This window comes from Burkholderia sp. BCC0322 (genome assembly GCF_902833045.1).
GTDB lineage: Bacteria > Pseudomonadota > Gammaproteobacteria > Burkholderiales > Burkholderiaceae > Burkholderia.
Window position 1 is genome coordinate 359,318 of the sequence record NZ_CADFDU010000003.1, and the last position, 24,738, is coordinate 384,055.

18 protein-coding genes are annotated in these 24,738 nt (G+C 66.4%); 9 read left to right on the forward strand and 9 right to left on the reverse strand.

All coding sequences use genetic code 11. The features are described 5' to 3' along the window. Positions 1-102: 102 nt before the first annotated feature. Both HWX39_RS12010 and HWX39_RS12015 read right to left on the reverse strand, forming a co-directional pair. The gene (locus tag HWX39_RS12010; protein ID WP_175968293.1) at positions 103-4,626 is read right to left on the reverse strand and encodes a DEAD/DEAH box helicase; all 4,524 of its coding nucleotides are present in this window, start codon (positions 4,624-4,626) and stop codon (positions 103-105) included. A 212-nt stretch (positions 4,627-4,838) separates the two neighbouring features. Beyond that, positions 4,839-5,363 carry a metal-dependent hydrolase gene (locus HWX39_RS12015; protein WP_175968294.1) on the reverse strand — a complete coding sequence of 175 codons (525 nt, stop codon included), beginning with the start codon at positions 5,361-5,363 and terminating at the stop codon, positions 4,839-4,841. Between the two features lie 396 nt (positions 5,364-5,759). Between HWX39_RS12015 and ggt the strand changes: the two genes are divergently transcribed. Beyond that, complete coding sequence (gene ggt, locus HWX39_RS12020) at positions 5,760-7,481, forward strand: gamma-glutamyltransferase (protein ID WP_175968295.1); 1,722 nt, start codon at positions 5,760-5,762, stop codon at positions 7,479-7,481. A gap of 86 nt (positions 7,482-7,567) precedes the next feature. Here the strand turns inward: ggt and HWX39_RS12025 are convergent, their stop codons facing one another. Next, complete coding sequence (locus HWX39_RS12025; protein ID WP_175968296.1) at positions 7,568-8,491, reverse strand: alpha/beta fold hydrolase; 924 nt, start codon at positions 8,489-8,491, stop codon at positions 7,568-7,570. Between the two features lie 353 nt (positions 8,492-8,844). Here HWX39_RS12025 and HWX39_RS12030 point away from each other — a divergent pair, with 353 nt between their 5' ends. After that, complete coding sequence (locus tag HWX39_RS12030; protein WP_069251376.1) at positions 8,845-9,294, forward strand: helix-turn-helix domain-containing protein; 450 nt, start codon at positions 8,845-8,847, stop codon at positions 9,292-9,294. Positions 9,295-9,315: 21 nt separating this feature from the next. Here the strand turns inward: HWX39_RS12030 and HWX39_RS36640 are convergent, their stop codons facing one another. Next, positions 9,316-9,426 (reverse strand): ANTAR domain-containing protein, encoded by a 111-nt coding sequence (locus HWX39_RS36640; RefSeq protein ID WP_279613082.1) that lies wholly within the window; start codon positions 9,424-9,426, stop codon positions 9,316-9,318. Between the two features lie 72 nt (positions 9,427-9,498). After that, the gene (locus tag HWX39_RS12040; protein ID WP_175968297.1) at positions 9,499-10,914 is read right to left on the reverse strand and encodes a TolC family protein; all 1,416 of its coding nucleotides are present in this window, start codon (positions 10,912-10,914) and stop codon (positions 9,499-9,501) included. Between the two features lie 278 nt (positions 10,915-11,192). On the opposite strand from HWX39_RS12040, the gene HWX39_RS12045 reads away from it, so the two are divergent. From HWX39_RS12045 to ppk2, 7 genes are all read left to right on the forward strand, one after another. After that, on the forward strand, positions 11,193-11,369 hold the full coding sequence (locus HWX39_RS12045; protein WP_006479216.1) for a hypothetical protein: 177 nt from the start codon (positions 11,193-11,195) through the stop codon (positions 11,367-11,369). 233 nt (positions 11,370-11,602) lie between these two features. Beyond that, positions 11,603-11,788, forward strand: a complete 186-nt coding sequence (locus HWX39_RS12050; RefSeq protein WP_027791386.1) for a hypothetical protein — start codon at positions 11,603-11,605, stop codon at positions 11,786-11,788. Positions 11,789-11,933: 145 nt separating this feature from the next. Beyond that, entirely contained in the window at positions 11,934-14,054 is a 2,121-nt protein-coding gene (locus HWX39_RS12055; RefSeq protein ID WP_175968298.1) for a peptidase domain-containing ABC transporter, read from the forward strand. Next, on the forward strand, positions 14,051-15,055 hold the full coding sequence (locus HWX39_RS12060) for a hypothetical protein (RefSeq protein WP_175968299.1): 1,005 nt from the start codon (positions 14,051-14,053) through the stop codon (positions 15,053-15,055). The genes HWX39_RS12055 and HWX39_RS12060 overlap by 4 nt, the downstream gene beginning before the upstream one ends. A 12-nt stretch (positions 15,056-15,067) precedes the next feature. Then, complete coding sequence (locus HWX39_RS12065; RefSeq protein ID WP_175968300.1) at positions 15,068-16,363, forward strand: HlyD family efflux transporter periplasmic adaptor subunit; 1,296 nt, start codon at positions 15,068-15,070, stop codon at positions 16,361-16,363. 4 nt (positions 16,364-16,367) lie between these two features. Further along, positions 16,368-17,759 (forward strand): OmpW family protein, encoded by a 1,392-nt coding sequence (locus HWX39_RS12070; protein WP_175968301.1) that lies wholly within the window; start codon positions 16,368-16,370, stop codon positions 17,757-17,759. 89 nt (positions 17,760-17,848) lie between these two features. Continuing rightward, entirely contained in the window at positions 17,849-18,799 is a 951-nt protein-coding gene (gene ppk2, locus HWX39_RS12075) for a polyphosphate kinase 2 (protein WP_175968302.1), read from the forward strand. A gap of 55 nt (positions 18,800-18,854) precedes the next feature. Here the strand turns inward: ppk2 and HWX39_RS12080 are convergent, their stop codons facing one another. The 4 genes from HWX39_RS12080 to HWX39_RS12095 all read right to left on the reverse strand — a co-directional run bounded on the left by HWX39_RS12080 (position 18,855) and on the right by HWX39_RS12095 (position 24,220). Further along, a complete protein-coding gene (locus HWX39_RS12080) occupies positions 18,855-19,145 on the reverse strand; it encodes an H-NS histone family protein (protein WP_175968303.1) in 291 nt (96 codons plus the stop codon). Positions 19,146-19,405: 260 nt separating this feature from the next. Beyond that, complete coding sequence (locus tag HWX39_RS12085) at positions 19,406-19,993, reverse strand: YigZ family protein (RefSeq protein WP_175968304.1); 588 nt, start codon at positions 19,991-19,993, stop codon at positions 19,406-19,408. A gap of 362 nt (positions 19,994-20,355) precedes the next feature. Continuing rightward, on the reverse strand, positions 20,356-22,557 hold the full coding sequence (locus HWX39_RS12090; protein WP_175968305.1) for a glycoside hydrolase family 3 C-terminal domain-containing protein: 2,202 nt from the start codon (positions 22,555-22,557) through the stop codon (positions 20,356-20,358). 484 nt (positions 22,558-23,041) lie between these two features. Further along, a complete protein-coding gene (locus HWX39_RS12095; RefSeq protein ID WP_175968306.1) occupies positions 23,042-24,220 on the reverse strand; it encodes a polysaccharide biosynthesis/export family protein in 1,179 nt (392 codons plus the stop codon). Positions 24,221-24,738 lie beyond the last annotated feature (518 nt).

The window sequence follows — 24,738 nt, forward strand, 5'->3', positions numbered from 1 at the left end:
GGCGCGCGCGTCCGCGCGGAAAATCGTTCGATGCTACCCGAACGACGCCGGCAGCGCGGCCCGGCGATCAGTAGTCCGTGCGGTGTCGCGTGTCAGCCAATGTCAGCAGTGCCGCGCGAGCCGCAGGCGGGCATCCTCGCGGGCAGCGGGTGACAGCTCGGGCGCGTAGTGGAACGCTCCCGAAACCAGCGATGCGACCGGCACGCCGTCGCGGAACAGCACGCGATTGCCGGCCAGCGCGGGCACCTTGTCGCCGGGCAGCAGCGTGCCGGCGAGGTTCAGCGGATCGGCGCCCGTCACGCACACGTACTGTCCGTCGCCCGGTTGCCGCCGCAGTTCGCGCAGGATCGGAATCGCTTCGGGCAGCGCGAACTGTTCGCCCGCGAGCCCGGCGACGAAGCGTCCGCCACGAATCTCGCCGCGCGCCTCGAGGCGCTGCAGGACACGCACGAGTTCGCGCCAGCTCGGCAGCCAGTCGGCTTCGCGTTCGAGCAGCCGCCAGAACACGACGCCGTAACGGCGCAGCAGCGTCCATGCGATGTGTTCGAGTGCATCGGGGTCGGTTGCGACCTGGCCGCGTTTCGGCACGGGCGCATCGTCCGGCGGCGCGTGACGTTGCACGAGCGCCCAGCGGCCCGCGTCGTCCATCCCGCCGATCAGCGCGCCGCCGCGCCGTGTGCGTGGCGCATAGGTCGCGCTGCGCTTGACGGCGGGCTTCAACAGCGCACGCAGGCCCGCGTAGCTGTCCGCATTCACGAGGCCGGCCGACACGAGTTCACCGAGCGCCTGTTCGAGTTCGACGGGCAGCATGTGCAGCTCGTCGAGCAGCGCATCGAAGAACATCGCGCCGTGCGCGGCGAGGGCATCGCGCACCTGTGCGGCGCGCGCGGACAGCGCCGGTTGCGCGTCGGGATCGCGCAGCGCCTGCCACGCGCTGAGGTGGCGGCGCGGCAGCAGCACGATCGGCGTCGTCTTCACGGGTGTGCCTGCCGCGCGCGCCGGCGCGCCGATGCGCGTCCACACGAGCTTGCCGGAGCGGCACAGCTCGTCGAGCCCGCCTGCCATGTAGTCGGTGAGCCGCGCGGGCAGCAGCGCGTCTTCCCAGGCGCTTGCCGCGGCCTCGTAGCCTTCGAGCTGTTCGACCACGGCCGCGAGTGCGTCGCGGCCCGTGCCGCGCGTGTCGGGCGTCAGGTGTTGCCAGTGGAACAGGAAGCGCATGAAATCGGCGCGCTCGACCGGCTCGATCTCGCGGCGCAGCCGCTTCACCGTATAGCGATGAATGCGCGCAAGCAGATGGCGTTCGCACCATTCGTCCGTCGTCGCGCCCGGCGTGAACCGGCCGCGCATCACATAGCCTTCGCGCTCCAGCGCCGCAAGTGCCGTCGCGATCGACGCAGGCGGCAGCCCGAGCGGTGTCGCGATCGAGTCGAGGGCAAGCGGGCCGAAGCCGGTGAGCCGCGCGCGGATCACGTCGACGAGTGCGGCATCCGCTTCCCACGGCTGCGCGCAGGCAGCCGGCACCTTGAGCGCCGGTGCGGTGTGCGCGTCGGGATGCAGCGCACGCATGCATACGAGCCGTTCGACCGGCACCCACAGGGCGGCACCGTTCGGCGCGACGAGTTTTGTTGCGCGGCGGCGTTCGGCGAGCGTCGCGAGCCGGTCGGACCAGCCTTCGTGTGCGCGTGCTTCGCTATCGGCGATGCACGCGAGCGTGAGCAGCGCGTCGTGCATTTCGTCGGCATCGCGCACGAGCGGCCATGCTTCGTCGCGCACTGCATCGATCGCGTCGGCGTCGAGCGCGCCGAGATCGTCGGCCGACTCGGGATCGCTCCAGCGGCGCGACTGCACGGCCTGCGTGCGGCGTTCCTCGAGCGGTGCATCGTCGAGGAACGCGTAGGGTTTCGCGTTCAGGATCTCGGCCGCGAGCGGCGACGGCGCGGGCAGGTCGCGCGCGACGAGCTCGATTGCGCCGCTTTCGATCCGGCGCAGCAGCGCAAGCCAGCCGTCGGAGTCCATCGCGTCGTGCAGGCAGTCGTCGAGTGTCTGGTCGACGAGCGGGTGATGCGGTATCTCGCGCTCGCCGACAATGTTCTCGAGGCACGCGACCTGATCGGGGAACACGGTCGCGAGCAGGTCCTCGCTCTTCATCCGCTGCAGTTGCGGCGCGGTGCGCTTGCCGCCGGTGAAGCGCGGCAGCGCGAGCGCGGTCGTCGCGTTCCAGCGCCAGCGCACACCGAACATCGGCGCGTCGAGCAGGGCCTGGATCAGCACGTGCTCGGCGCTCGCCGGACGCAGGTAGCGCCACACTTCGTCGAGCGCGAAGCTGTGCGCGAGCGACAGCGACAGGATGATCGCGTCGTCGGTCGCGGCCGCCTGCAGCTCGAAGTTGAAACTGCGGCAGAAGCGCTTGCGTAGCGCGAGCCCCCAGGCGCGGTTGATGCGGCTGCCGAACGGCGAATGGATGACGAGCTGCGTGCCGCCCGATTCGTCGAAGAAGCGCTCCATCACGAGCGTGTCCTGCGTCGGCAGTGCGCCGAGCGCGGCGCGCGAGCGCGCGAGATAGTCGGCGATCTGGCCGGCGGCGTCGGGCGACAGGTGAAGATCGTCGACGAGCCAGCGCAACGCCGGTGCGAGGCGGCTTTCGGCGGTGCCGGCGACAACGGTGTCGGGCCGCACGTCGACCGCGGCATCGGTGTCGGCTTTGAGCCCGGCCTTTGATTTCGCATTCGCGCCGGCTTTGGCGTTGGTTCGGGGCGAGGATTTCCCGCTCGTCCCGTCGCCGATGCGCTCATGGTCCTTGCCAAAAGCCTGACGGTCGCCGTCGGCGAACAGTGCGTCGAGCCGCGCGCGCAGCCGGCCGACCGCCGCCGACAGCTCGTCGCTGCGTCCCGGCGCCTCGCCGAGCCAGAACGGGAGGTTCGGCGACTGGCCCTGCGCGTCCTCGACGCGTACGCGGCCCGTTTCCACGCGAATGATCCGGTACGACTGGTTGCCCAGCTGGAACACGTCGCCCGCGAGACTCTCGATCGCGAAATCCTCGTTGACCGTGCCGACCTGGATGCCCTGCGGTTCGAGCAGCACCGCGTAGTCGGCCATGTCGGGGATCGTGCCGCCCGACGTGGTGGCGGTCATCATCGCGTTGCGGCGCCCGCGCACGGTGCCGCCGACAATATCGCGATGCAGGTAGGCACCGCGCACGCCGCGCCGGCTCGTGAAGCCTTCGGCGAGCATCTTCATCACTTCGTCGAAGCGCTCGCGCGTCAGCCGTGCGTACGGCGCCGCGCGTGTGAAGCTCGCATACAGCGCGTCTTCCTGCCATTCCGTGCACGCCACTTCGGCGACGATCTGTTGCGCGAGCACGTCGAGCGGCGCTTCGGGAATGCGCAGCGTGTCGAGTTCGCCGCGCTGCACGCAATCGAGCAGCGCCGCGCACTCGACGAGTTCGTCGCGCGACAGCGGGAACAGCCGGCCTTTCGGCACGCCGCCGACATGGTGCCCGGAGCGGCCGACGCGCTGCAGGAACGGCGCGATCCCGCGCGGCGAGCCGACCTGGCAGACGAGATCGACGTCGCCGATATCGATGCCGAGTTCGAGCGATGCGGTGGCGACGAGCAGCTTCAGTTCGCCTCGCTTCAGGCGCTGCTCGGCGTCGAAGCGGTGCTCCTTCGCGAGGCTGCCGTGATGGGTGGCGATCGCTTCCTTGCCCAGCCGGTCGGCGAGATGGCGCGCCATGCGCTCGGCGGTGCGCCGTGTGTTGACGAACACCAGCGTCGTGCGATGCGCGGCCGCGAGCCCGGCGATGCGGTCGTACACCTGTTCCCACACGTCGGTTGCCATCACGGGCTCGAGCGGCACGTTCGGCAGTTCGAGCGCGAGGTCGCGCTCGCGCGTGTGGCCGGTGTCGACGATCGTGCAATCGCGCGGCGCGTCAGCCGGGCCGCCTACCAGGAAGCGCGCGACCGCGTCGATCGGTTTTTGCGTGGCCGACAGCCCGATCCGCGGCAGCGCACGTCCGGCCAGCGCGTCGAGACGCTCGAGCGACAACGCGAGATGGCTGCCGCGCTTCGACGACGCGAGCGCATGGATTTCGTCGACGATGACCGAGCGCACGTTCGACAGCATCTGCCGCCCCGACGTGGACGACAGCAGCACGTACAGCGACTCGGGCGTCGTGACGAGGATGTGTGGCGCGCGCTTGCGCAACGCGGCGCGCTCGGCCTGCGTCGTGTCGCCGGTGCGCACGGCGGTGCGGATCGCCGGCACCGGCAGGCCGAGTTGCGCGAGCGATTCGGCGATGCCGGCAAGCGGCGCATCGAGGTTCACGTGGATGTCGTTCGACAGCGCTTTTAGCGGCGACACGTACACGACGAGCGTCGCGTCGGGCAGCGTGCCGTCGTGCGCCAGCGCATCGCGCACCAGATCGTCGAGCGCGCACAGGAACGCGGTGAGCGTCTTGCCGGAACCGGTCGGCGCGGCGACCAGCGTCGAGCGCCCGGCCTTGATGTGCGGCCACGCGAGCACCTGCGCGCCGGTGGGCGCGGCGAACGTGCGCCGGAACCACGCGGCGACGGCCGGGTGGAACACATCGAGCGCACTGGCGGCAGGGCGGGTAGCGGTGACGTCCATCGGAGCGTTGAAATGGGGTGCAAGCGGGGTGCAAGCGCGCGGAAGGCGCGCGCACGAATCGAATCGTCAGTGTGCCAGACGTCGCGCGCGCGTGCCGGGCACGCGTGTCGACGATTCGAATTCAGATGGGGGCCGCCACCGCACTTTCAACGAACGGAAAGTTGCATGTGCGTCGGCACGCCGATCGCGCGCCGAATTGCGTCAAATCGCCACTAAACGCGGTTCAGCCAGCCGAGCCAGTGTTCGAGCAGCGGCGCGCGCGACCACAGCGACTGCGCGAGCCACAGCGTGCCGCCCCATGCGGCGGCCACGACGATCAGGTCGCAATGCCCGCTGTTCCACAGGTTGAGCGAGTGGCGCCGCCAGATCCACGGCACGCCGAGCGGGTTCGGCCAGTCGGCGAGCAGGTGCATCAGGCCGCCGCATGCGAAGCCGAACAGCGGCGCGGCCCACAGTGGATGCGGATGATGGATGAGCCCGTGCCACCCGATCGCAAGCAGGGCGATCCAGCCGATGCCCCAGTGCGTGATGGTGCGATGCGTGATCCACAGGCGGCGCTTGCGGCTCCACCATGCGACTTCGAGCCAGTCGGGCGCGGTGCCGCCCGCGACACCGGCCGCGAATGCGGCGAACAGACCCGAGTGCCACGGGCCGGTTGCACCGGTTTGTGCGACGAGAGCGGCGGCGGCGACGCCGGCCGCGACGCCGGACGCGTGATGCGCATTGTGTGATGCCATACGAAGCGAGACGAGGAAACGTGAAGCGGAGCGTGCACGAAACATGATGCAGCGCGAAAGCGGGGCGCTATCTTCGCAGATCGGCCCGTGCCGCGGGAGGGACGTTTGCAGATTTTTTTTCGAGCGCCACGTGGCCCGCTGCGCAGTTCGCAACTTTCGGTTTTGTGCGCCGCGTGATGACGCGCATCGCGCGCCATATCGGTCGATGCGCATGCATGTTCCGAAACCGCAGCGTGACCGGGCGCACACAACGGACGTGGTTTCGTTGCACGCCCCGTGTTCGACCCTTTTTGTCCCCCTATACTACGAAACCGGATGTGGCCGTCGGCGCGCCAGCGGCCATGAGCGGAACAGAGGCTTTTACGGCCTGAAGGAGATCCACATGGGGGACATGCAATGACTACGCTGAATCGCTTCAAATCATCCGCTGTCGTGCTCGCGACGGTGGCCGGCATCGGGTTCCTGCCGAACGCGCCCGTCTATGCGAAGGGGCCGCAGCCCGCGGTCCTGACGAGCTCGGCGGTCGCGGTGGCTGACAAGTACAGCGCGGATGCCGCGGAGCGGATCTTCAAGGAAGGCGGCAACGCGATCGACGCGGCCGTCGCGATCGCATTCACGCTCGCCGTCACGTATCCGGAAGCCGGCAACATCGGTGGCGGCGGCTTCATGACGATCTACAAGGACGGCAAGCCGTACTTCATCGACTACCGCGAGCGTGCGCCGCTCGCCGCGACGAAGGACATGTACCTCGACAAGGACGGCAACGTCGTCAAGGGCATGAGCCTGTACGGCCCGCGCGCGGTCGGCGTGCCGGGCACGGTCGCGGGCATGTGGGAAGCGCAGAAGCGCTTCGGCAAGCTGAAGTGGAAGCAGGTGCTCGCGCCGGCGATCCACTACGCGCGCGATGGCTTCGTCGTCGACGAACAGCTCGCGCAGCGCGGCGTCGACGCGTCGAAGGAGTTCGGCGGCAAGACCAACTTCGACAAGTATTTCTCCGGGCTGAAGGCCGGCGTGAACTTCAAGCAGCCGGATCTCGCCGATGTGCTCACGCGCATCGCGAACGACGGCGCGGAAGGTTTCTACAAGGGCAAGACGGCCGAGCTGATCGCCGCGTCGATGAAGACCGGCGACGGCAACGGGCTGATCACCACCGAGGATCTCGCGCAATACCATGCGGTGTGGCGCCAGCCGGTGCAGGCGAAGTGGAACGGCTATGACGTGATCACCGCGCCGCCTCCGAGCTCGGGCGGCATCGGCCTCGTGCAATTGCTGAAGATGAAGGCCGACCTCAAGCAGGACTTCGAGGGCGTGAAGCTCAACTCGCCGCAGTACATCCACCTCGTCGCGGAAATCGAGAAGCGCGTGTTCGCCGATCGTGCGCAGTATCTCGGCGATCCGGATTTCTACAAGGTGCCGATCGCGCAGCTGACCGACGACGCCTACATCGCGAAGCGGGCGGGTGAAGTCAACCCGAAGGAGCCGTCGGACACGAAGAGCGTGCAGCCCGGCCTCGGCACGACGATGCCGGAGAAGGCCGAAACGACACACTTCTCGGTGGTCGACAAGTGGGGCAACGCGGTGTCGAACACGTACACGATCAATGGGTATTTCGGCTCGGGCGTGATCGCCGACGGCACGGGCATCGTGCTGAACGACGAGATGGACGACTTCTCCGCGAAGCCGGGCGTCGCGAACATGTTCGGCGTGGTCGGCAGCGACGCGAACGCGATCGAACCGAAGAAGCGCCCGCTGTCGTCGATGTCGCCGACGATCATGACCAAGGACGGCAAGGTGTCGCTCGTGATCGGCACGCCGGGCGGTTCGCGGATCTTCACGTCGATCTTCCAGGTGATCAACAACATCTACGACTTCAAGATGCCGTTGAAGGAGGCCGTCGGCGCGATGCGCTTCCATCACCAGCTGCTGCCGCCGAACACGATCTTCTGGGAGCCGTACCACCCGATCGAAGGCGAACTCGCGAAGCAGATCGAGGCGCGCGGCTACACGCTGAAGGGGCAGGATTTCAGCGGCGACATCCAGGTGATCAAGATCGACGGCAAGACGCCGGAAGCGATGGCCGACCCGCGCGGGCGGGGGGTGACGCGGATCATTCACTGACGTGAAGGCGGCGTGCGCGGTTGCGAAGGCGGCCGCGCACGCCGTGTGCCACAGCCGGGTGCCGTACCGCCGGCTGCGGAACACACTCAGCCGGTGGTCCGGATGAATCGTGCGATGCGCGCCGCGATGACGTCGGGCGCATCCTCGAGACAGTAGTGCCCGACGCCCGCCAGCCGCTCGATGGGCGCGGACGGAAACAGTGCGATGAAGAGCGGCAGGAAGTGTTCGGCGCCGAGCGTCCGGTCGGCGTCTCCCCAGATCGCGAGCGCGGGTTTTTCGCGTATCGCGCGCAGCGCCGCCGCATCGGGCTCCTCGAACCGGTGCGCGCCGGCGGCAAACCCGCGGGCCCATCCGATCGCGCCGAGACAGTCGGCCGGTTGCGCGAACGGCGCACCGTATGCGGCGATCCAGGTGTCGTTGATGATCGCGTGGTTTTCGAACCCGTTCAGCTTCAGCGTGCTCAGGATGTTGAAGCCGAGCTGACCGAGCACCGTCTCGAGCGTATCGTCCGCCGCCGCGCGCATGATCCACTGGAACCACGGCGCGTCGCGACCGTTCGCGTTCAGGCGCTCGACAAGATCGGGCTGGCCGAGCGGCGTCGGCCCGTTCACGGACACGATCCGCCGGATGCGATCCGGATGCCGCGCGGCAAGCCCCATGCCGACCGGGCCGCCGAAGTCGTGCATCACGAGCGTGATGCGATCGAGGCCGCGCGCGAGTACGAAACGTTCCAGGTTGTCGATGTGGTCCTGCAACCAGTAGCTGCGGCCCGGCGGCGTCGCGCTTTTGCCAAATCCCATGTGATCGGGGACGACGACGCGGTGCGTCGGACTGAGCGCGGCAACCAGATGGCGGAACAGGTAGCCCCACGTGGGTTCGCCATGCAGGCACAGGATGGTTTCGCCATCGTGCGGGCCTTCGTCCACGTAGTGCATCCGGAAGCCGGATGCGTCGTCGAAATGCGGGGCGAATGGAAAGGTGCCGTCGAACGTGGCATCGGACCGGATCATCGAACGCTCCTTCGGATAGTCGGATAATTTGGTTTCAAGTTGAAACCAAATTGAAGCGTAGGCTATCGGGTTTCAAGTTGCAACCGAAAAGAAGTCCGGGCCAACTGCGGAGCGACCGGGCGATGGGGGCGTGACGACCCGTCAGAAAGGAACGGCACCGTAATTTAGCGGCTGGAAGCTGGGGTTAGCGTGCCAATCAGGCCCGAATCGACCCTGCCATTCGTCGATCGCGAACAGTCGGGCTCCGAGCGATTGATCTTTCGCGTAGTGAGTTTTATATTGCAACCATTCACTTCAACGGAAACGGCCGCCGTTCCGCCCGCATTCCGGGAACGGACGCGCCCCATGCATCGATGAACAGACGAACCACGCACGAGGATTCCCCCTGCGGCGTTGCCCGCCCGCTGGACGCGATCGGCGACTGGTGGTCGCTGCTGATCGTGCGCGATGCGTTCGACGGGCTGCGCCGTTTCGGCGAATTCCAGAAGAACCTCGGGCTGGCCAAGAACATCCTGGCCGCGCGTCTGCGCAATCTGGTCGCGCACGGGATCATGGACATCGTGCCGGCCGCGGATGGCGGCGCGCATCACGAATACGTGCTGACCGAGAAAGGGCGCGGCCTGTTTCCGCTGCTCGTCGCGCTGCGGCAGTGGGGCGAGGATTTCTTCTTCGAACCGGACGAGGCGCACGTGCTGCTCGTCGACCGGAAGAGCGGGTTGCCGGTCAGGAAGCTCGAGTTGCGTTCGCAGGACGGGCGCGTGCTCGGGCCGGAGGACACGGTCGTGTTGCCACCGCCGGACTGACGTGCGGCGACGGCGCCCGCGTTACCTCAGCAGCGCGTGTGCCTGCACGATCTGATCGGCGAGCTGGTTGATGGAAATACGCCGCTCCATCGCCTGCGAGCGGATCTGCTGGCAGGCCTCTGCCTCGCTGATTGCGTATCGTCATTACCGAATAAGGTTGCGTGTACAACCTTCTGTCGAATGCCGATGCGCGTCGAGACGCGCTCAACTCCGGTCGTTCGCCGCGTTGCTTTCGAGGAAGCTGTCCACCGCGATCAGCGACTGTTCGTCGAGCGTACCCAGCACGCTTTTCAGTTTCAGCTGCAGCTTCAGCGCGTCGAGATAGCTGTCGAACAGCTTCTGCCGGATGCCCGAGATGTCGCGCCGCAGGTTCAGCGTCTCGTACGTCGTGCTGTAGCCGACCTGGTGCGCCTTCATCGACGAATCGTAGGCGAGACGCGCGGCCTGCAGCGACTGCTGCAGCGCGCGGATGCGCTTGCCGACCGATTCGAGCGCGGACAGCGCCTCGCGATGATCGGTGCCCAGTTGCTCCTCGACCTCGCGCAGCCGGTTGCGGTACTGCTCGGTCACGTGCTCGGCCTCCACCTGCCGGTAGTACACGCTGCCGCCGGAGAAGATCGGGATCGTCACCTGCACGCCGACCGCGCTCTGATGAAAGTCGGAGCGATCGGTGAGCCCGCGCAGGTTCGGGTTGAGCCCGCGCGAATACGACGCGAACAGGTCGACGGTCGGCAAGTGCTCGGCGCTGACGCGCTTCGCGGCGAGCCGCGCGACCTGGACGTCACGATACGCCTGCCGGTACGCGGGGTTGTCCTGCGGCGCGTATTCGCCCGACGGAATGCGCGGCGACGACCCGCGCAGCGCGAGCCGGGGCCAGCGCGAGAAATCGATCGTCGAACCGAGCAGTGTCTCGTAGCGGGCGCGGCGTGCGTCGACGTCGGTTTGCGCGAGCGCTTCGTCGGATTGCGCGAGGCTGCGGCGCGCCTCGATTTCGGCCGTATCGCCGATCGTCTTCATCCCGAGCTGCGCCATGCGGCGCGTATCGCTTTCGAGCCGGGTGAGCGCGTTCACTTCGTCGTCGGCCGACTGCAGTTTCTCGCGCGCGCTCAGCAGGTCGAAGCACGCGTTCGCGACGCGCAGGATCAGGTCCTGCCTCGCCACCTCGAGCTTCTGTCTTGCCGATTCCTCGTACTCGGTGGCGCGCCGCATGTCGTACAGGTAGGGCACGTTGAACAGCGCCTGGGTGACCTGCGCGGAACCGTATGCGGCATTGCTCGATCCGCTGACGTCGATGCCGAACAGGTTCGCGTGCGTACCGTAGCGTCCCCATTCGAGTTGCGCGGCGGCCTGCGGCAGCATCTGCGCGCGCGCTTCGGGGAATTTCTGGCGGGCCGCGTCGTATTCGCTGCGCGCCTGCAGGTAGCGCGGATCGTGCACGACCGCGTACTGGAAGGCGGTGTCGAGGCAGAACGCACGGGCGTTCGCAGACATGCCGGCTATCGTTACAGCGAACAATGTCACGGTTGCAAGTCGGGGATTCCACCTAGTCGTAAAACTTGATAGGGAGTTACCCGCATTCCGCGTCGTCGATCCGCGATTCGCGCGCCTCGTTTCAAACATGGCCGTCTCCGTCTCCTGCCCGTGCCGCAACGTATTGCGGCGGGATTTAAACGTGTTGAAATTGAAATTCAAACAGCGTGAATGCCTGCTACCGGTGGCGCATCGGAAAACGCGCCTGTAAGAGTGTGTCCTCCATTGAATTCCGATGCGCTCGCATGATAGCCTGATTTCGGCTCGTAATCGCAGTGATTATTAGATTAACAAGTCGCTAGGGATTAAAAGCCGTTTGTCTTTCAATGAAGGTTCTTTGCATCATCTTTATTTTTTACGAGGAGAGAATGATGAAGGTCATGACGACGGAACAGGTCAGGAATGTGCATGGCGGCGGTGCGATCAGCTCGCTGGGTAGCCTCGCCGTTGACGCCGCGCCGGTGGTCACCGCGCTCGGCCAGTTCCTGCCGAGCCTCGGCAATTACCTGCAGAACCCGAAGACGTTCAATAACACCGGCAAGTAACCGCCGTGCGCGGGGAGGCGCCCCCCGCGCGAAATGCTGCGAAACAGAAGGAAAAGAATCGATCGCCGCAGTGGAAATAAAGCGAATCCGAAATGTATTGCTTTCGGTTCGGGCGATTATCAGGAGGCAGGAGTGCCGGATTATATCCGTAATAAAGTAAAGGCCATTGAGATTGCAATTGTTGCAATTGGCTGACGGTGGCGGGCATTCCGACAATATAAAGGCCACAGCAAATGCGAGACATCACGGAAGAACAGGCCCGCCAGATTCGCGGCGGCGCGTCGCTTTACTCCAATTCGGCCGCCTATACGGTCGATCTCGTCAACCAGTCGATCGGGACCACGCTCCAGGGCCTGATGACCCAGTACCAGACCCGCGCCGTCGAGCAGTTCCGGATGTCGCTCGGCTCGTCGCGCTGAGCGGCCCGCCCAACAGCCGGTAACACCGATCTACCGTCGCAGCCGGCAGCGTGCCGGCTGCGCCCATGCGTATCGCGTACGACCCGTCGCGGGCCTGCTACCGGCAGGCCCGGGCGGCGCGTCGTCGCGCCCCGGGTGCCCGACCATGCTCTTCAATACGCGTAAAGTCCGTCCGGTCCTGCAGGACGAGGTGACGGAGTGCGGCCTGGCCTGCCTCGCGATGATCGCGTCGTGGCACGGGCGCGAAACGACGTTGCGCACGCTGCGCAATCGCTATCCGGTCCGGATCGATTCCGGGCTGTCGTTCTTCGACCTGATGGAGATCGCGAACGATCTCGGCCTGCGCGCACGCGGGCTGCAGTTCGACGCGGGCGAGCTCGATGCGTTGAAGACGCCGTGCATCCTGCACTGGGGGATGAACCACTATGTCGTGCTGACGAAGGTCGGCTACGGCAGCGTGCACATCGTCGATCCCGCGCTCGGCGAAACGAAGCTGCCGCTCGCGCAGGCGCTCACGCACATCACCGGCTATGCGCTCGAACTGAATCCGGACATCGGCTTCACGCGCGCGGGGCAGGCCGACCGGATCCGGCTGCGCGACTACCTCGAAGGGCTCACCGGCATTCGCAAGAGCCTCGCGATCGGCATCGCGGGCGGCGTCGCCGCGCAGCTCCTGCTGCTGCTCGGCCCGTCGTACGTGCAGCTGACGATCGACGAGGCGCTGAAGAAGACCGACGTCGACATCCTGTACCTGCTGACGATCCTGTTCGCGATCGTGTTCCTGTTCGACACGCTGTACGCGAACCTCGTCGGCAACATCAAGAGCTACCTGCGCAACATCGTGTCGCAGCAGTTGTCGGCGAACATGGTCGGGCATCTCGCGCGGCTGCCGATCGGCTATTTCCTGTTCCACAACACCGGCGATTCGATCTCGCGCGTGTCGTCGGTGTCGGAGGTCGGGCGCTTTCTGGTCGATGGCCTCGTCGGCGGGCTGCTCAATATCGTCACCTGCACGCTGACGCTCGTGCTGATGCTGTACTACAGCCCGGTGCTGGCCGGCATCAGCCTGGCCGGGATGGTGCTGTTCGCGCTCAGCCGGCTCGCGATCCAGCCGCAACTGCAGGACGCGATGTCGCAGATCCTCACGCGCGGCGCCGAAGCCGACGCGCTGCTGATCGAGAACATCCGCTCCGCGCACTCGATCAAGCTGCTGTCGGCCGAGACCGCGCGCAGCAGCCTGTGGGTGAACGCGTTCACGCAGAAGCTGCAGGCGATGCGCCAGCAGGAGCGGCTGCAACTGCTGTTCGACGCGATCTCGAAAGGCATCGTGCACGTCGAGCAGCTCGTGATCGTCACGTATGGCGCGTGGCTCGTGATGCACGGCCAGAGCACGATCGGCGTGATCTACGCGTTCATCCAGTACAAGAACCTGTTTGCCGACAAGTTCATCGATTCGATCCAGCTCTACGTGCGCCGCAAGGTGCTGCAGGTGCACATGGATCGCGTCGCCGACGTGCTGCAGACCGAGACCGAGGAGCCCGCGCCGGACGCGGTCGTGCGTCCGGTCGACGGTTTCGACGGCGCGCTGTCGATTCGCGCGCTGTCGTATACGCCGAAAGGCGGCCACCGCCCGATCCTGCGCGACATCGCGCTCGATGTGCCGGCGGGCGGCAAGGTCGCGATCGTCGGCCGCACCGGCAGCGGCAAGACGACGCTGCTGAACCTGATCTGCGGGCTCGTGCGGCCCGAGCCCGGCACGCTGTTCGTCGGCGGCGTCGATCTCGCGGAAGTGAACCTGCGGCAGTACCGCAAGCATCTCGCGGCCGTCACGCAGTCCGACCAGCTGTTTCGCGGGACGATCCGCGACAACATCACGAACTTCGCGCCCGCGCCGCGGATCGGCGCGATGTTCGACGCGGCGAGGCTCGCGTGCATCCACGACGAGATCGAGCGGCTCGACCATCGCTACGACACGCCGCTCGGCGATACGCAGAAATTCCTGTCGGCCGGCCAGATGCAGCGGCTGCTGATCGCGCGGGCGCTGTATTGCGAGCCGCGCCTGCTGATTCTCGACGAATTCTCGTCGAACCTCGACCAGGCGACGACGCACGAGATCTGCCGCAACGTGCTGACGCTGCCGTGCACGATCGTGCTCGTCACGCACGATGCGTCGATCCTGTCGATGGTCGACCGGATCTACGAGATGCAGGACGGCGTGTTGACCGACGCGACCGACGCATGGCGTTCGGCCGAGGAGGCGCGGTGATGCTCGGACGGCTCTTTCTGCTCAACCCGTTTTCGTATGCGTTCCTGGTGCGGCGCGCGGTGCGCGCCGTCGCGCTGCGCACGTCCCCCGCGCGCGGGCTGCGGCTGATGCGCTGGTGCTCGGGCGCATGCCTGCGCTGCTTTCCGTGCATTCGCGAGTCGATCGAGCGCGCGGTCGCATACATGCTGAGCGCGCACCTGAACGACGATCCGCGACGGGTGCGGGAGGTGTCGGCGGCGATCGTGCGCGAGCTGTTCGAGGCCGAGTTCGCGGGGCTCAAGCTGCGCACGCACAGCCTCGAATCGATGAAGTCGATGATCGACGGCATGGCGTGCGAAGGCGACGAGCAGTTGCGCACGGCGCTCGCGCGCGGCGGCCCGCTGATGCTCGCGGGGCTGCACTTCGGCAACCTGATGCTGTTCGTCACGAAGCTGCGCTTCATGATTCCCGACGACCGCAAGCTGATGGTGATCCTGCACCGCGATGCGCCGGGCGCATTCTTCGACGATGCGCTGCGGCTCGTCGCCGAATACGGCGCCGGCGAAGTGGAGTTCATCGACATCGAGGAGCGCGTGCACCTGCGGCGGCTGATCACGAGCCTGCGGCGCGAGGCGCCCGTCTTCCTGCTGTTCTCCGATCTGCACGGCAAGTTCGGCAAGACCAATCGCTGCCGGCTCGGCGGCCGCTGGGTGCGGATGGCCGGCGGCGGCGTGAAGCTCGCGGTCGAGCAGGGGATTCCGCTGCTCGTCGCGTATGCGACGGGCGTGCCGTTCCGCGATCGCTGTGCGGTGCATTTCACCGAGCTCGCGGCCAGCCCGCTCGCGCCGATGCTCGGCGCGGACGACGACGCGTCGCCCGTGCGCGCGACGCACCAGCGCATCGTCGACCGGCTCGAGCAGGCGCTGGTACGCCAGCCCGAGCAGTGGCATTTCTGGGAACACTTCACGCCTTACCTAATGCCGACGCCGCTGCTCGATGCGGCCGCGCGGCGTCGCTCCTGACGAGCCCGCCCCATGCCGACCTGGAACGCCACCCTCCGAGAACAGAAGCCGTCGCGCAAGCTTGCGCGCGGCACGACCTTCGGCACCGTGATCCACGGCGTCGTCGACGTGCCGGTGTCGCTGCGGTTCTTCTGCTACCTGTCACTTGCGATGTTCGCGATGTTCGTGACCGCGCTCGTCGAACTGAGCTACGCGAATACCGAGAGCGTGTCGGGGATGCTGACGCCGCGCTCGGGGCTGATCGGCGTCAGCGCGCCGCCGGGCTGGGCCGTGCGCGACGTCTACGTCGGCAAGGACCAGCACGTGAAGGCCGGCCAGCGGCTGCTGGCGGTGACGCGCGACACGAGCTTCGTGAGCCAGGCCAACAACGTGCAGGGGATGCGCGCGGCGCTCGACCGGCAGCGTGTCGAGGTGACGCAGCAGATCGATGCCGCGCGGCTCGAATACAAGTCGTCGGTGCAGCAGATCAACCAGCAGATCGCCGCGCAGGGCGAGAGCCGCGGGCTGATCGACCGGCAGATCCAGGACCAGAAGCGCATCGTCGACGAGTACGGCGAGCGGCGTGCGCGCGTGAAGCAGTTGCTCGACGAACAGGTCGTGACGCTCGAGCAGTACAACCAGGTCAACACGCAGTACCTGCAGGCCGGGCAGGCGTACCAGGACCTGCTGCTGCGCCGCGCCGAGCTCGTGAAGAATGCGATGAAGCTGCGCGGCGACCTCGACACGATGCAGAGCAAGTACGACGGCGCGAACGCGGAACTGAAGATCAAGCAGGAGGAACTGAACGCGAAGGAATACAACATCGACGAGAACGTGAACCAGGTGCTGTACGCGCCCGCCGACGGGCAGATCGTACGGCTCGACGTCGTGCAGGGCGGCGTGATCGACCCGCCGGGCACGCGCGTCGTCGAGATCCTGCCCGCGAAGGCCGACGGGCTGATCGCCGAGGTCTACATTCCGTCGTCGAAGGCCGGCTTCGTGAAGAAAGGGCAGGAAGTGAAGGTGGCGTACGCCAGCTATCCGGTCGAGAAGTTCGGCACCTATCGCGGCAAGGTGCTGTCGATTTCGCCCGTCGCGTTTTCCGCGAAGGAGTTGAACCTGCCGGGCGATGCCGCCACGCCGCAAACCTACTTCAAGACCTGGGTCGAGCTGGCCGACCGCACGCCGGCATTCGAAGGACGGGCACTGTCGCTGCGGGCCGGGATGATGCTGAAGGCCGATATCGTGCTGGAGCGGCGCAGCCTGCTCGAATGGCTGTTCGAGCCGTTGTATCGCATCCGTCAACGCCTGTTCGGCGTGCCGGCCTGAGCCGATGGCGAGCCGGGACAAGGACCGCCGCCGCGCGCGGCCGGGCGCCGTGCGCCCGCTGTCGCGCTGGCTCGGTGCGGCACTGTGCGCTTGCGCGGCCGCCGCGCATGGCGCGCCGCAGCCGGACGGCGACGCCGCGCCGCGCTGGCAGGCCGGCGCCGACGGAATCGGCTTCTGGCCGGGCGGCGACGCGGACGGATTCGATGCGAGCGCGTGGGCGACCGATGCAGGGCCGGCCCGCCGCGGGCGTGACGACCCGGGCGACGTGCCGCAACCCGACACCATACCGTTGACGGCACGCAAGATCACGCTCGGCCAGCGAACCAGCGGGGCCGGGCGCGCATGCGTGGCCACGCGCGACGATGGCGCGGACGGTATCGGCTTCGACGACAACGGCGCAGCTGGCGGCTGCGAGCCGGCCGCGCCCCGCGATGCGACGGCGGATCGCGCACCAGCCGGCGGTGTCGTCCACGCCGACCGGATGCCGTACGAACTGCATCCGATCGACCCGTCTCGGCTGCCCGATCTGCCGGCCGCCCAGGCGCCGCCGCTGCTGACGCAGTTGATGGGCGACGACCGCAACATGGTCGGCCTCGGCTGGCACTTCATCGGCACGACCGGCCGATCGACACCCGTGACGACGCGCACGGACGCCCTCGGGCTGAACAGCTTTCAGAACCAGGGTTCGAGCCTGTCGCTCAGCGATACGAACACGCTGGCGTTCACGTTGACCCACTTCTTCTCGGAGAACTGGGCGGCCGAACTCGGCGCGGGCATTCCGCCGGTGCTGACCCTGCGCGGGCACGGCAGCATCGCGCTGCCGCTCGACCGGATTTTTTCCGGCGTCCAGGGGCGCTTTCCGCTGATCGATCTCGCGAACACGCAAAGCAATCCGCTCGCGACCACGCGCGCGTGGCTCGGCTCCGTCGTGTTCAAGTATTACCTCGGCGAGCGCGACGATCGTTTCCGCCCGTTCGCGGGCATCGGCATCAGCTATACGCGCTTCACGAACACGAACCTGAATCCGGTGTTCCAGCGCAAGCTCGCGTCGCTCGGCGGGCTGCTCGCGGCGGGCGCGGACATCGGCAGCCTGCAGTCGCTGCTGCTCGACCCGTCGCTGTTCCAGCGTATCTGGGATGCCGGCGGCGACCTGCTGCTGTCGGGCAAGACCAACGTGTCGGCCAAGGTGAAGAGCGTGTGGGAGCCGGTGTTCACCGTCGGCGCGAGCTACCAGATCACGCGCCAGTTCTGGGTCACCGGCATGGTGACCTATATCCCGTTACGTACGAAGATTACGCTGGACATCGACCAGCCGAACCGGCAGCTCGCGTCGAACACGTTCGATATCTCCGCGAACCCCGTGCTGGCGAGCGTACTGCTCGCATTCCGCTTCTGACCGGCGCGCCGGCCCCTTTTTCATGATTTTGACGCGCGACACTGGGATAATGTCGGAGTTTGGCTGCGTCAATGATGGAAGGAGGCCCCATGGGCGACAACGATACCCGTAACGAGACCGACGACCGCACCGATGTCGAATCGATGGAGGTGCGCCAGCGCCGTTTCGAGGAAGACCTGGTCGACGCCTACGACGAAGAGCTCGAGATGGAGCTCGACGATCGCCGCTTCGACGACAGCGACGACCTGCTGTTTTCGCAGGAGCGTCGCGAAGCGCGCAAGCAGTATTTCCGCGAACTGTTCCGGCTGCAGGGCGAACTCGTGAAGCTGCAGGACTGGGTCGTGAGCACGGGGCACCGGCTCGTCGTCATTTTCGAGGGGCGCGACGCGGCCGGCAAGGGGGGGGCGATCAAGCGCATCACGCAGCGGCTGAACCCGCGCGTATGCCGCGTGGCGGCGCTGCCGGCGCCGAACAACCGCGAACGCACGCAATGGTATTTCCAGCGCTATGTCGCGCATCTGCCGGCCGGTGGCGAGATCGTGCTGTTCGACCGCAGCTGGTACAACCGCGCGGGCGTCGAGCGTGTGATGAACTTCTGCACCGACGAGGAATACGAGGAGTTTTTCCGTTCGGTGCCCGAGTTCGAGAAGATGCTGGTGCGTAGCGGGATCCAGATCGTCAAGTACTGGTTTTCGATCACCGATCACGAGCAGGAAGTGCGATTCCAGAGCCGGATCCAGGATCCGCTCAAGCAGTGGAAGCTGAGCCCGATGGATCTCGAGAGCCGCCGCCGCTGGGAAGCCTACACGGCCGCGAAGGAAGAGATGCTGCTGCGTACGCACATTCCGGAAGCGCCGTGGTGGGTCGTGCAGGCCGTCGACAAGAAGCGCGCGCGGCTGAACTGCATTCACCACCTGCTGCAGCAGGTGCCGTATCACGAGGTGCCGCACGCATCGATCGACCTGCCGCCGCGCGAGCATCACGAGGATTACATCCGCCGGCCGGTGCCGGACAACATGATCGTGCCGGATATTTACTGAGTGAGCGTGGCGGGTTCGATGCGATGAAGGGGCGCGCCGTGCAACGCGGCGCGCGTTACTCCCGGATCAGGAACGCGGTGCGGTCGCGCCCGACGATCCATGCGGGTGCGCGGCCGCGCCCGCTCCATGTCGCGCCGGTTGCCGGGTCGCGATACTTTATGCCGACGGTGAACAGCTTCGCGCGATCGCTGTAACCCTGCCCGAAGATTTCCCGTGCGGTCAGCGCGTAGTTCGTGACGAGTTCGCGTACCTGCGCCAGCACCGCGTTGCGTTCGCGGCTTCGCGCCGCCTTGATGCGCCGATCGAGTTCCGCAAGCTGGGCTTGCAGTGCCTTCACTTGATGCATGCGTCCGTTATCCCGTAGTCGAGTTTTGATTATTGGCGACGCGTGGTGAACCGTACGTCGGCGCGCCTGGCCCAGGCGCGCCGCCTCGGCCGGTGGCGGTTGCGTGCTGCTTGCGCCGGCCTGCGGGAAACGTATGCGGCGCGAGTCGCCGGGAACCCGGTGAGATTAAGTGGCGGCGTGTGGTTTTTCTATCGGACGTATCTGATTTTTCGGCGGAATTTGCCGGCAGCGGAGGCGACGGGGCGCGCGGTTGCCACGCGTCACAGATCGGGAAAGCCTGATCGCCCTTGCGTCAGGTCGAACAACTCGGCCCGCGCGTTCGCGTCGGCGGTCTCGGGCAGCTTGATCACGAGCCTGACCGTCATCCCGTACGCGCTGTCCACCAGTTCATAACCCGCCTGTTCGATCCAGCGGCGCACGCGCGCTTCCTCGGGATAGCCGATCTCGATCGCGAGCCGCGTGTAGCGGATGCGCTCGACGCGTTCGGCATCGAGCAGTGCCGACGCGATTGCATCGGTGTACGCGCGTACCAATCCGCCCGCGCCGAGCTTCACGCCACCGTAGTAACGCACGACCGCACCCAGTACGCCGTCGAGATCGTGATGGCGCAGCACTTCCAGGATCGGGCGGCCCGCGGTGCCCGATGGCTCGCCGTCGTCCGACATCCCGGATTGGCCGCCCGCCAGCAGTGCCCAGCACACATGCGTGGCCGTCGGGTGTTCTTCGCGCAGGCGTTGCAGTGCCTGCATCGCGGCGTCGCGGTCGTCGACGGGAATCGCGTACGCGATGAAGCGGCTCTTGCGGATCTCGAGTTCGCGGATGTAAGTGGTGGCGAGCGAGTACATCATGCGTCGCGACGGGGAAAGTGTAGGGAAATCAAGGTGATGATGGCGTGTCGACTCTTTCGATGCTGACCCGGGCAGGCATTGGCCAGTTGCATGGGCGGGATGAAAACCGAATTTTACCGTGGTGCGCATCGAATCAACTCGATGCCGTCAGGGCCCGGTCTGGTTGATCTACCGGAAATGGAATGGCGAAGCGCGCCGATGCGAATGGTGCGGCAACGGCCATTCACATGTTGCGGCTTGATCGAGATTGCCGCGTTCGCGACCTTGCTGGCGCTGTTGCTCCGGTAAGGCCCGTCATCGGATGGGTGAATACGGAAGAGCCGGGCACGACATGCGCGGCTCTTCCGTCGGGTTATCGCCGCTCAGTGCCCCTGCAGCCGGATATCCCGCGACGACGCACCGACATACACCGTCCCGCCCGGCACCACGCGCCAGCCGTTACGCGACGTATCCCACACGCTCTGCATGCGCGGCGACACGGTAACGCGCACACGCCGTGTCTCGCCCGGGTTCAGCCAGATCTTCTCCCAGCCGACCAACCGCTTCGGCGGTTCGTCCTTATACGGCACGCCGAGATAGACCTGCGGCGTCTCCGCGCCCGCAACGCGCCCGTCGTTGCGTACCGTGAACGCGACGCTCAGCGACCCGTCCCATTGCTTCGACACCGACAGCCCCGAATACGCGAAGTGCGTGTACGACAGCCCGTAGCCGAACTCGAACATCGGCTTGATGTTGTGCGCGTCATACCAGCGATAGCCCATGTTCAGCTTTTCCGCATACACGGGATCGTTGTCGAACGCACCGTTTTGCCCCCAGGTCGGCGAATCCTGATCGCGCGCGGGGAACGTGACAGGCAGCTTGCCGGACGGATTGACCGCGCCGAACAGCACGTTCGCGATCGCCTTGCCGCCGGCTTCGCCCGGATACCACGCCTCGACGATCGCGGATACCTGGTCCTTCCACGGCATCAGCACCGGGTTGCCGCTCTGGACGACGACGATCGTGTGCGGATTCGCGCGCGCGACGGCTTCGACGAGCGCATCCTGGTTCGACGGGTTCGCGAGGCTCAGGCTCTGGAGATCACCGAAATCCTCGCCGGCCGGCTGAGCGACCACGACGATCGCGACGTCCGAACGGCCCGCGAGTGCCGCGGCCTGGTCGATCTCCTGCTGCGTGTACGCGCGGAACGGCGACTGCTGATCGCTGTTGCCGGCGTACGTGACCTGCGCGGCCGGCGCGAGCGCGCGGATCGCGGCGACGATCGGCACGTCGACCTTCAGCCACGGATTGCGCCACCAGCTGCATCCCGTCGACGACCCGAACGTGAGGCCGCCGCAGCCCGCGAACGATCCCGATACGGGGTCGCGCGTGTTGCCCGAGCCGCCGCCGGACAGCACCGCCGCATCGGCATCGCCGCCGATCACGGCGATATGCGACAGTGCCGACGCGGCAAGCGGCAACTGGTTGCCGTCGTTCTTCAGCAGCACGATCGACTGCTCGGAAGCGGCCTGCGCGAATCGGCTCGCGGCCGCGAAATCGATCGTGCCGCCGCCCTTGGCCGGATCGTCCATCACGCCGACGCGGATCATCACCGCGAGCTTGCGTCGCACCATGTCGTCGAGCCGTGCGGTCGAAACCGAGCCGTTCGCAATGGCCTGCTTGACGGCCGCCGGCGTCAGGTACACGGTCGATCCGACGTCTTCTTCCTCGTCGAGCCCGGCGTTGATCGCGGCGACGGTGCTGTGCGTCGCCCCCCAGTCGGACTGCACCTGGCCCTGGAAGCCCCATTCGTTCTTGAGCACGTCGTTCAGCAGGTGAGGGTTCTCGCATGCATACGCGCCGTTCAGGCGGTTGTAGCTGCACATCACGCTGCCGGGCCGAGCGCGCTTCGCGGCGATCTCGAACGGCAGCAGGTAGAGTTCGCGCAGCGTGCGCTCGTCGATCTGCGTGTTGCCGCCCATCCGGCCGTGCTCCTGCTCGTTGCCCGCGTAGTGCTTGATGGTCGCGATGACCTTCTGCCGCTGCGTGGCGAGCGTGCGTTCGGCGAGCAGGTCGCCGGCGAGCAGCGGATCCTCGCCGAGATACTCGAACAGGCGGCCGCCGCGCGGTTCGCGCGCGAGATTGGTGCCGCCGCCGAGACCCATGCCGAACCCTTGCGCGCGCAACTGGATCGCGACCTGCTTGCCGTAGTCGTACGACAGGCGGCGATCCCAGCTCGCGGCGACCGCGATCGTCGCGGGGAACGTCGTGCTGGCCTGCGACGTGCTGCCGGAACCCGTCGCCGAGTCGACCATGTTCAGGTCGGGAATGCCCAGCCGCGGCACGCCCTGGATGTAGCCGGCACCGCCGCCCGGCACCTTTGACATTTCGTATTGCGAATGAATGAGTTGAAGTTTTTCGTCGAGTGTCATCTTGCGCACGAGCAGGTCGGCGCGCCGTTGCGCGGCGGCCGACGCGAACGCATCGGTGGCGTCGCCCTGCGCGTTGAAATCGGCGTCGCCTGCGTAGGCGGTGGTGCAGAGGGTCGCTGCCAGCACGACGGCCGGCCAGAGTGTGTCCCGCATGTTGCTCTCCATGATCGTATTGCCGGTTGTTCGAATGATGTCTGGAGCTGCGCACGTCCGGTGGATTCGCACCGGACGCATTCGGCTGGCAATGCTGGGTGGTTGCGCGTCGCATGCCAGGCCAGGCGGGGAATCGTTACGGCCGGTTGGGCTCGACCGGCGCACGCGGGCGGCGACGCACGGGCCGCCCGACGCTGCGAAATCGGATGTAGCGATTCTCTGCAGCGACTAATGGTATGAATGTAGTTTGACTACAGCATCGGTGTTTCTACCGATACGTACGATCTTTATTCGACACGGCCGTGAGACGCGATGAAAAGACGGTCATCGTTCCCGATTGCGGTGGCGGCGCGGAGTAAGAAGTACCTGCGAACGGGCGTTTGCGCGGGGAAATGCGCCGATGAAGGCGGTACGGTTCGTTGCGTGCGCATCGAGCCTGGCCGGGTGCGCGGAGACCTGCGCGACCCGGCCGGCATGTGGAGCGTTACTTGGTGACGAGTGCGCCGGTCAAGCCGGCGCTGATCGCCGGCAGCAGCAGGTTCAGCACGCGGCTCGCGCGGACGAGCCCGGTGTTGTCGACATAGACGATGTCCTTCGACGCCAGCGGGAACTGGTTCGCGAGCAGCATCGAAACCGGCGACGCCATGTCGAGGTGATAGATGACGGGCGCGCTGTCGGCGTCCTTGCGCAGCACGAACACCTGCTTCGCATTCGAGGTCTGCTGGTTGAGCTGGCCGGCCTGCGTGAGCGCCTCGCTCAGCGTGAGCGAACCGTCGCGAAGCGGGGCAACGGCTTGCGGCCTGACCACTTCGCCCATCACGTACACGGGATTGTCGTCGCGCGCGCCGACATGCACGATGTCGCCAGGCTTCAGCATGATGTCCGCCGGATTCTTCCCCGTCTTCATCATCCGCGCGACGTTCAGCGGATAGATCGTGCCATTGCGGGAGATCGTGACGCGGCTTTGATCCGCGGTCGGCGCAAAGCCGCCCGCACGGCTGACGGCTTCGATCAGCGTCATCGGAATGTCGTTGATCGCCTGTGCGCCCGGGTTGCGCACTTCGCCGTCGATATAGACCTGCGTGGCGCGGAACGACGCCACGCGCACGGTGACCTGCGGCTTGACGAATACCTTGCTGAGTTCGGTCGTGACCTCGTGCTGAATCTGCGCGGCGGTTTTCCCGACTGCATGGATCGGGCGCGGCACGTACGGAAACTGCACGTTGCCGTTGTTGTCGACGACGAAACCAGGCGCGGCGTCCGCGGCCTTCGTGTTCTGCACCGGTTGCCCAGCGGCCGTGGCGAATTCCGGGTGATCCCATACCGTGATCTGCAGCACGTCGCCGGCGCCGATCCGGTAGATGTCCGGCTTCGCGAACAGGTTCGGCGAGAGGGAGGTGGCGGGCGCATTTTTCTGTTCGGCCCGGATCCGCTCGATCTGCGTCAGGTCGATCTGCTTGACCGGTACCTGCATGTCGCTGGTCACGTCGCCGTTGTCGGCGGTCGTGACCGGCAACGCGGTCGAGCTCATGTGCTGCCCCGGCACCACCGTGCAAGCGGAAAGCATCGCGACGGTCGCGAAGGAGAGGGCCATGCACACGCGGCGCACGGCAGTGCGATGGTGATCCGGCGTCACGGCATCGAACGGTCGATCGTTGTTCATTTTTTTATCCAGCATCGTTGAATCAGGAAATTCGGGGCAGTCATGTCGATGTCGGGGTATCGGGCTGCCGGCCGGCAGATTGCGAAGCAACGACTGCCCGGCGCAGTCGTTGCCGCAACGCGTCGGCGGCCGTTCATTTGATACGGTATCCGGATCGAATTCGGGCCTGCTGTCGCGAGCCCGCTTCGCTCTGCACATCGCCGTGACGCTCCTCAATGGCATTCGAATCCACGGCAATCGGTCCGTTCTTCATGGCGACGTCGCTTCCGGAATCGATTGTCAAAAATTGGCAATGACGGATTGACGTTTGCATGCCCGGCCGGGGGACGTGGCGGCGATTTCGATACCGATTCGCACGTCGCGATTGCCGATCGTGAACAGAGCGTAACGCAGGTTGGCTGCTTCGATTTCGCGGAGGCGGCTTAATGTAAGCCATCGCACGCAGCGTGTTGCGCATCTATCGCATAGTTGCGCCAACGAACATGGTCGCGCATTCCCGGCGGCAAGGCAGCAGCTTC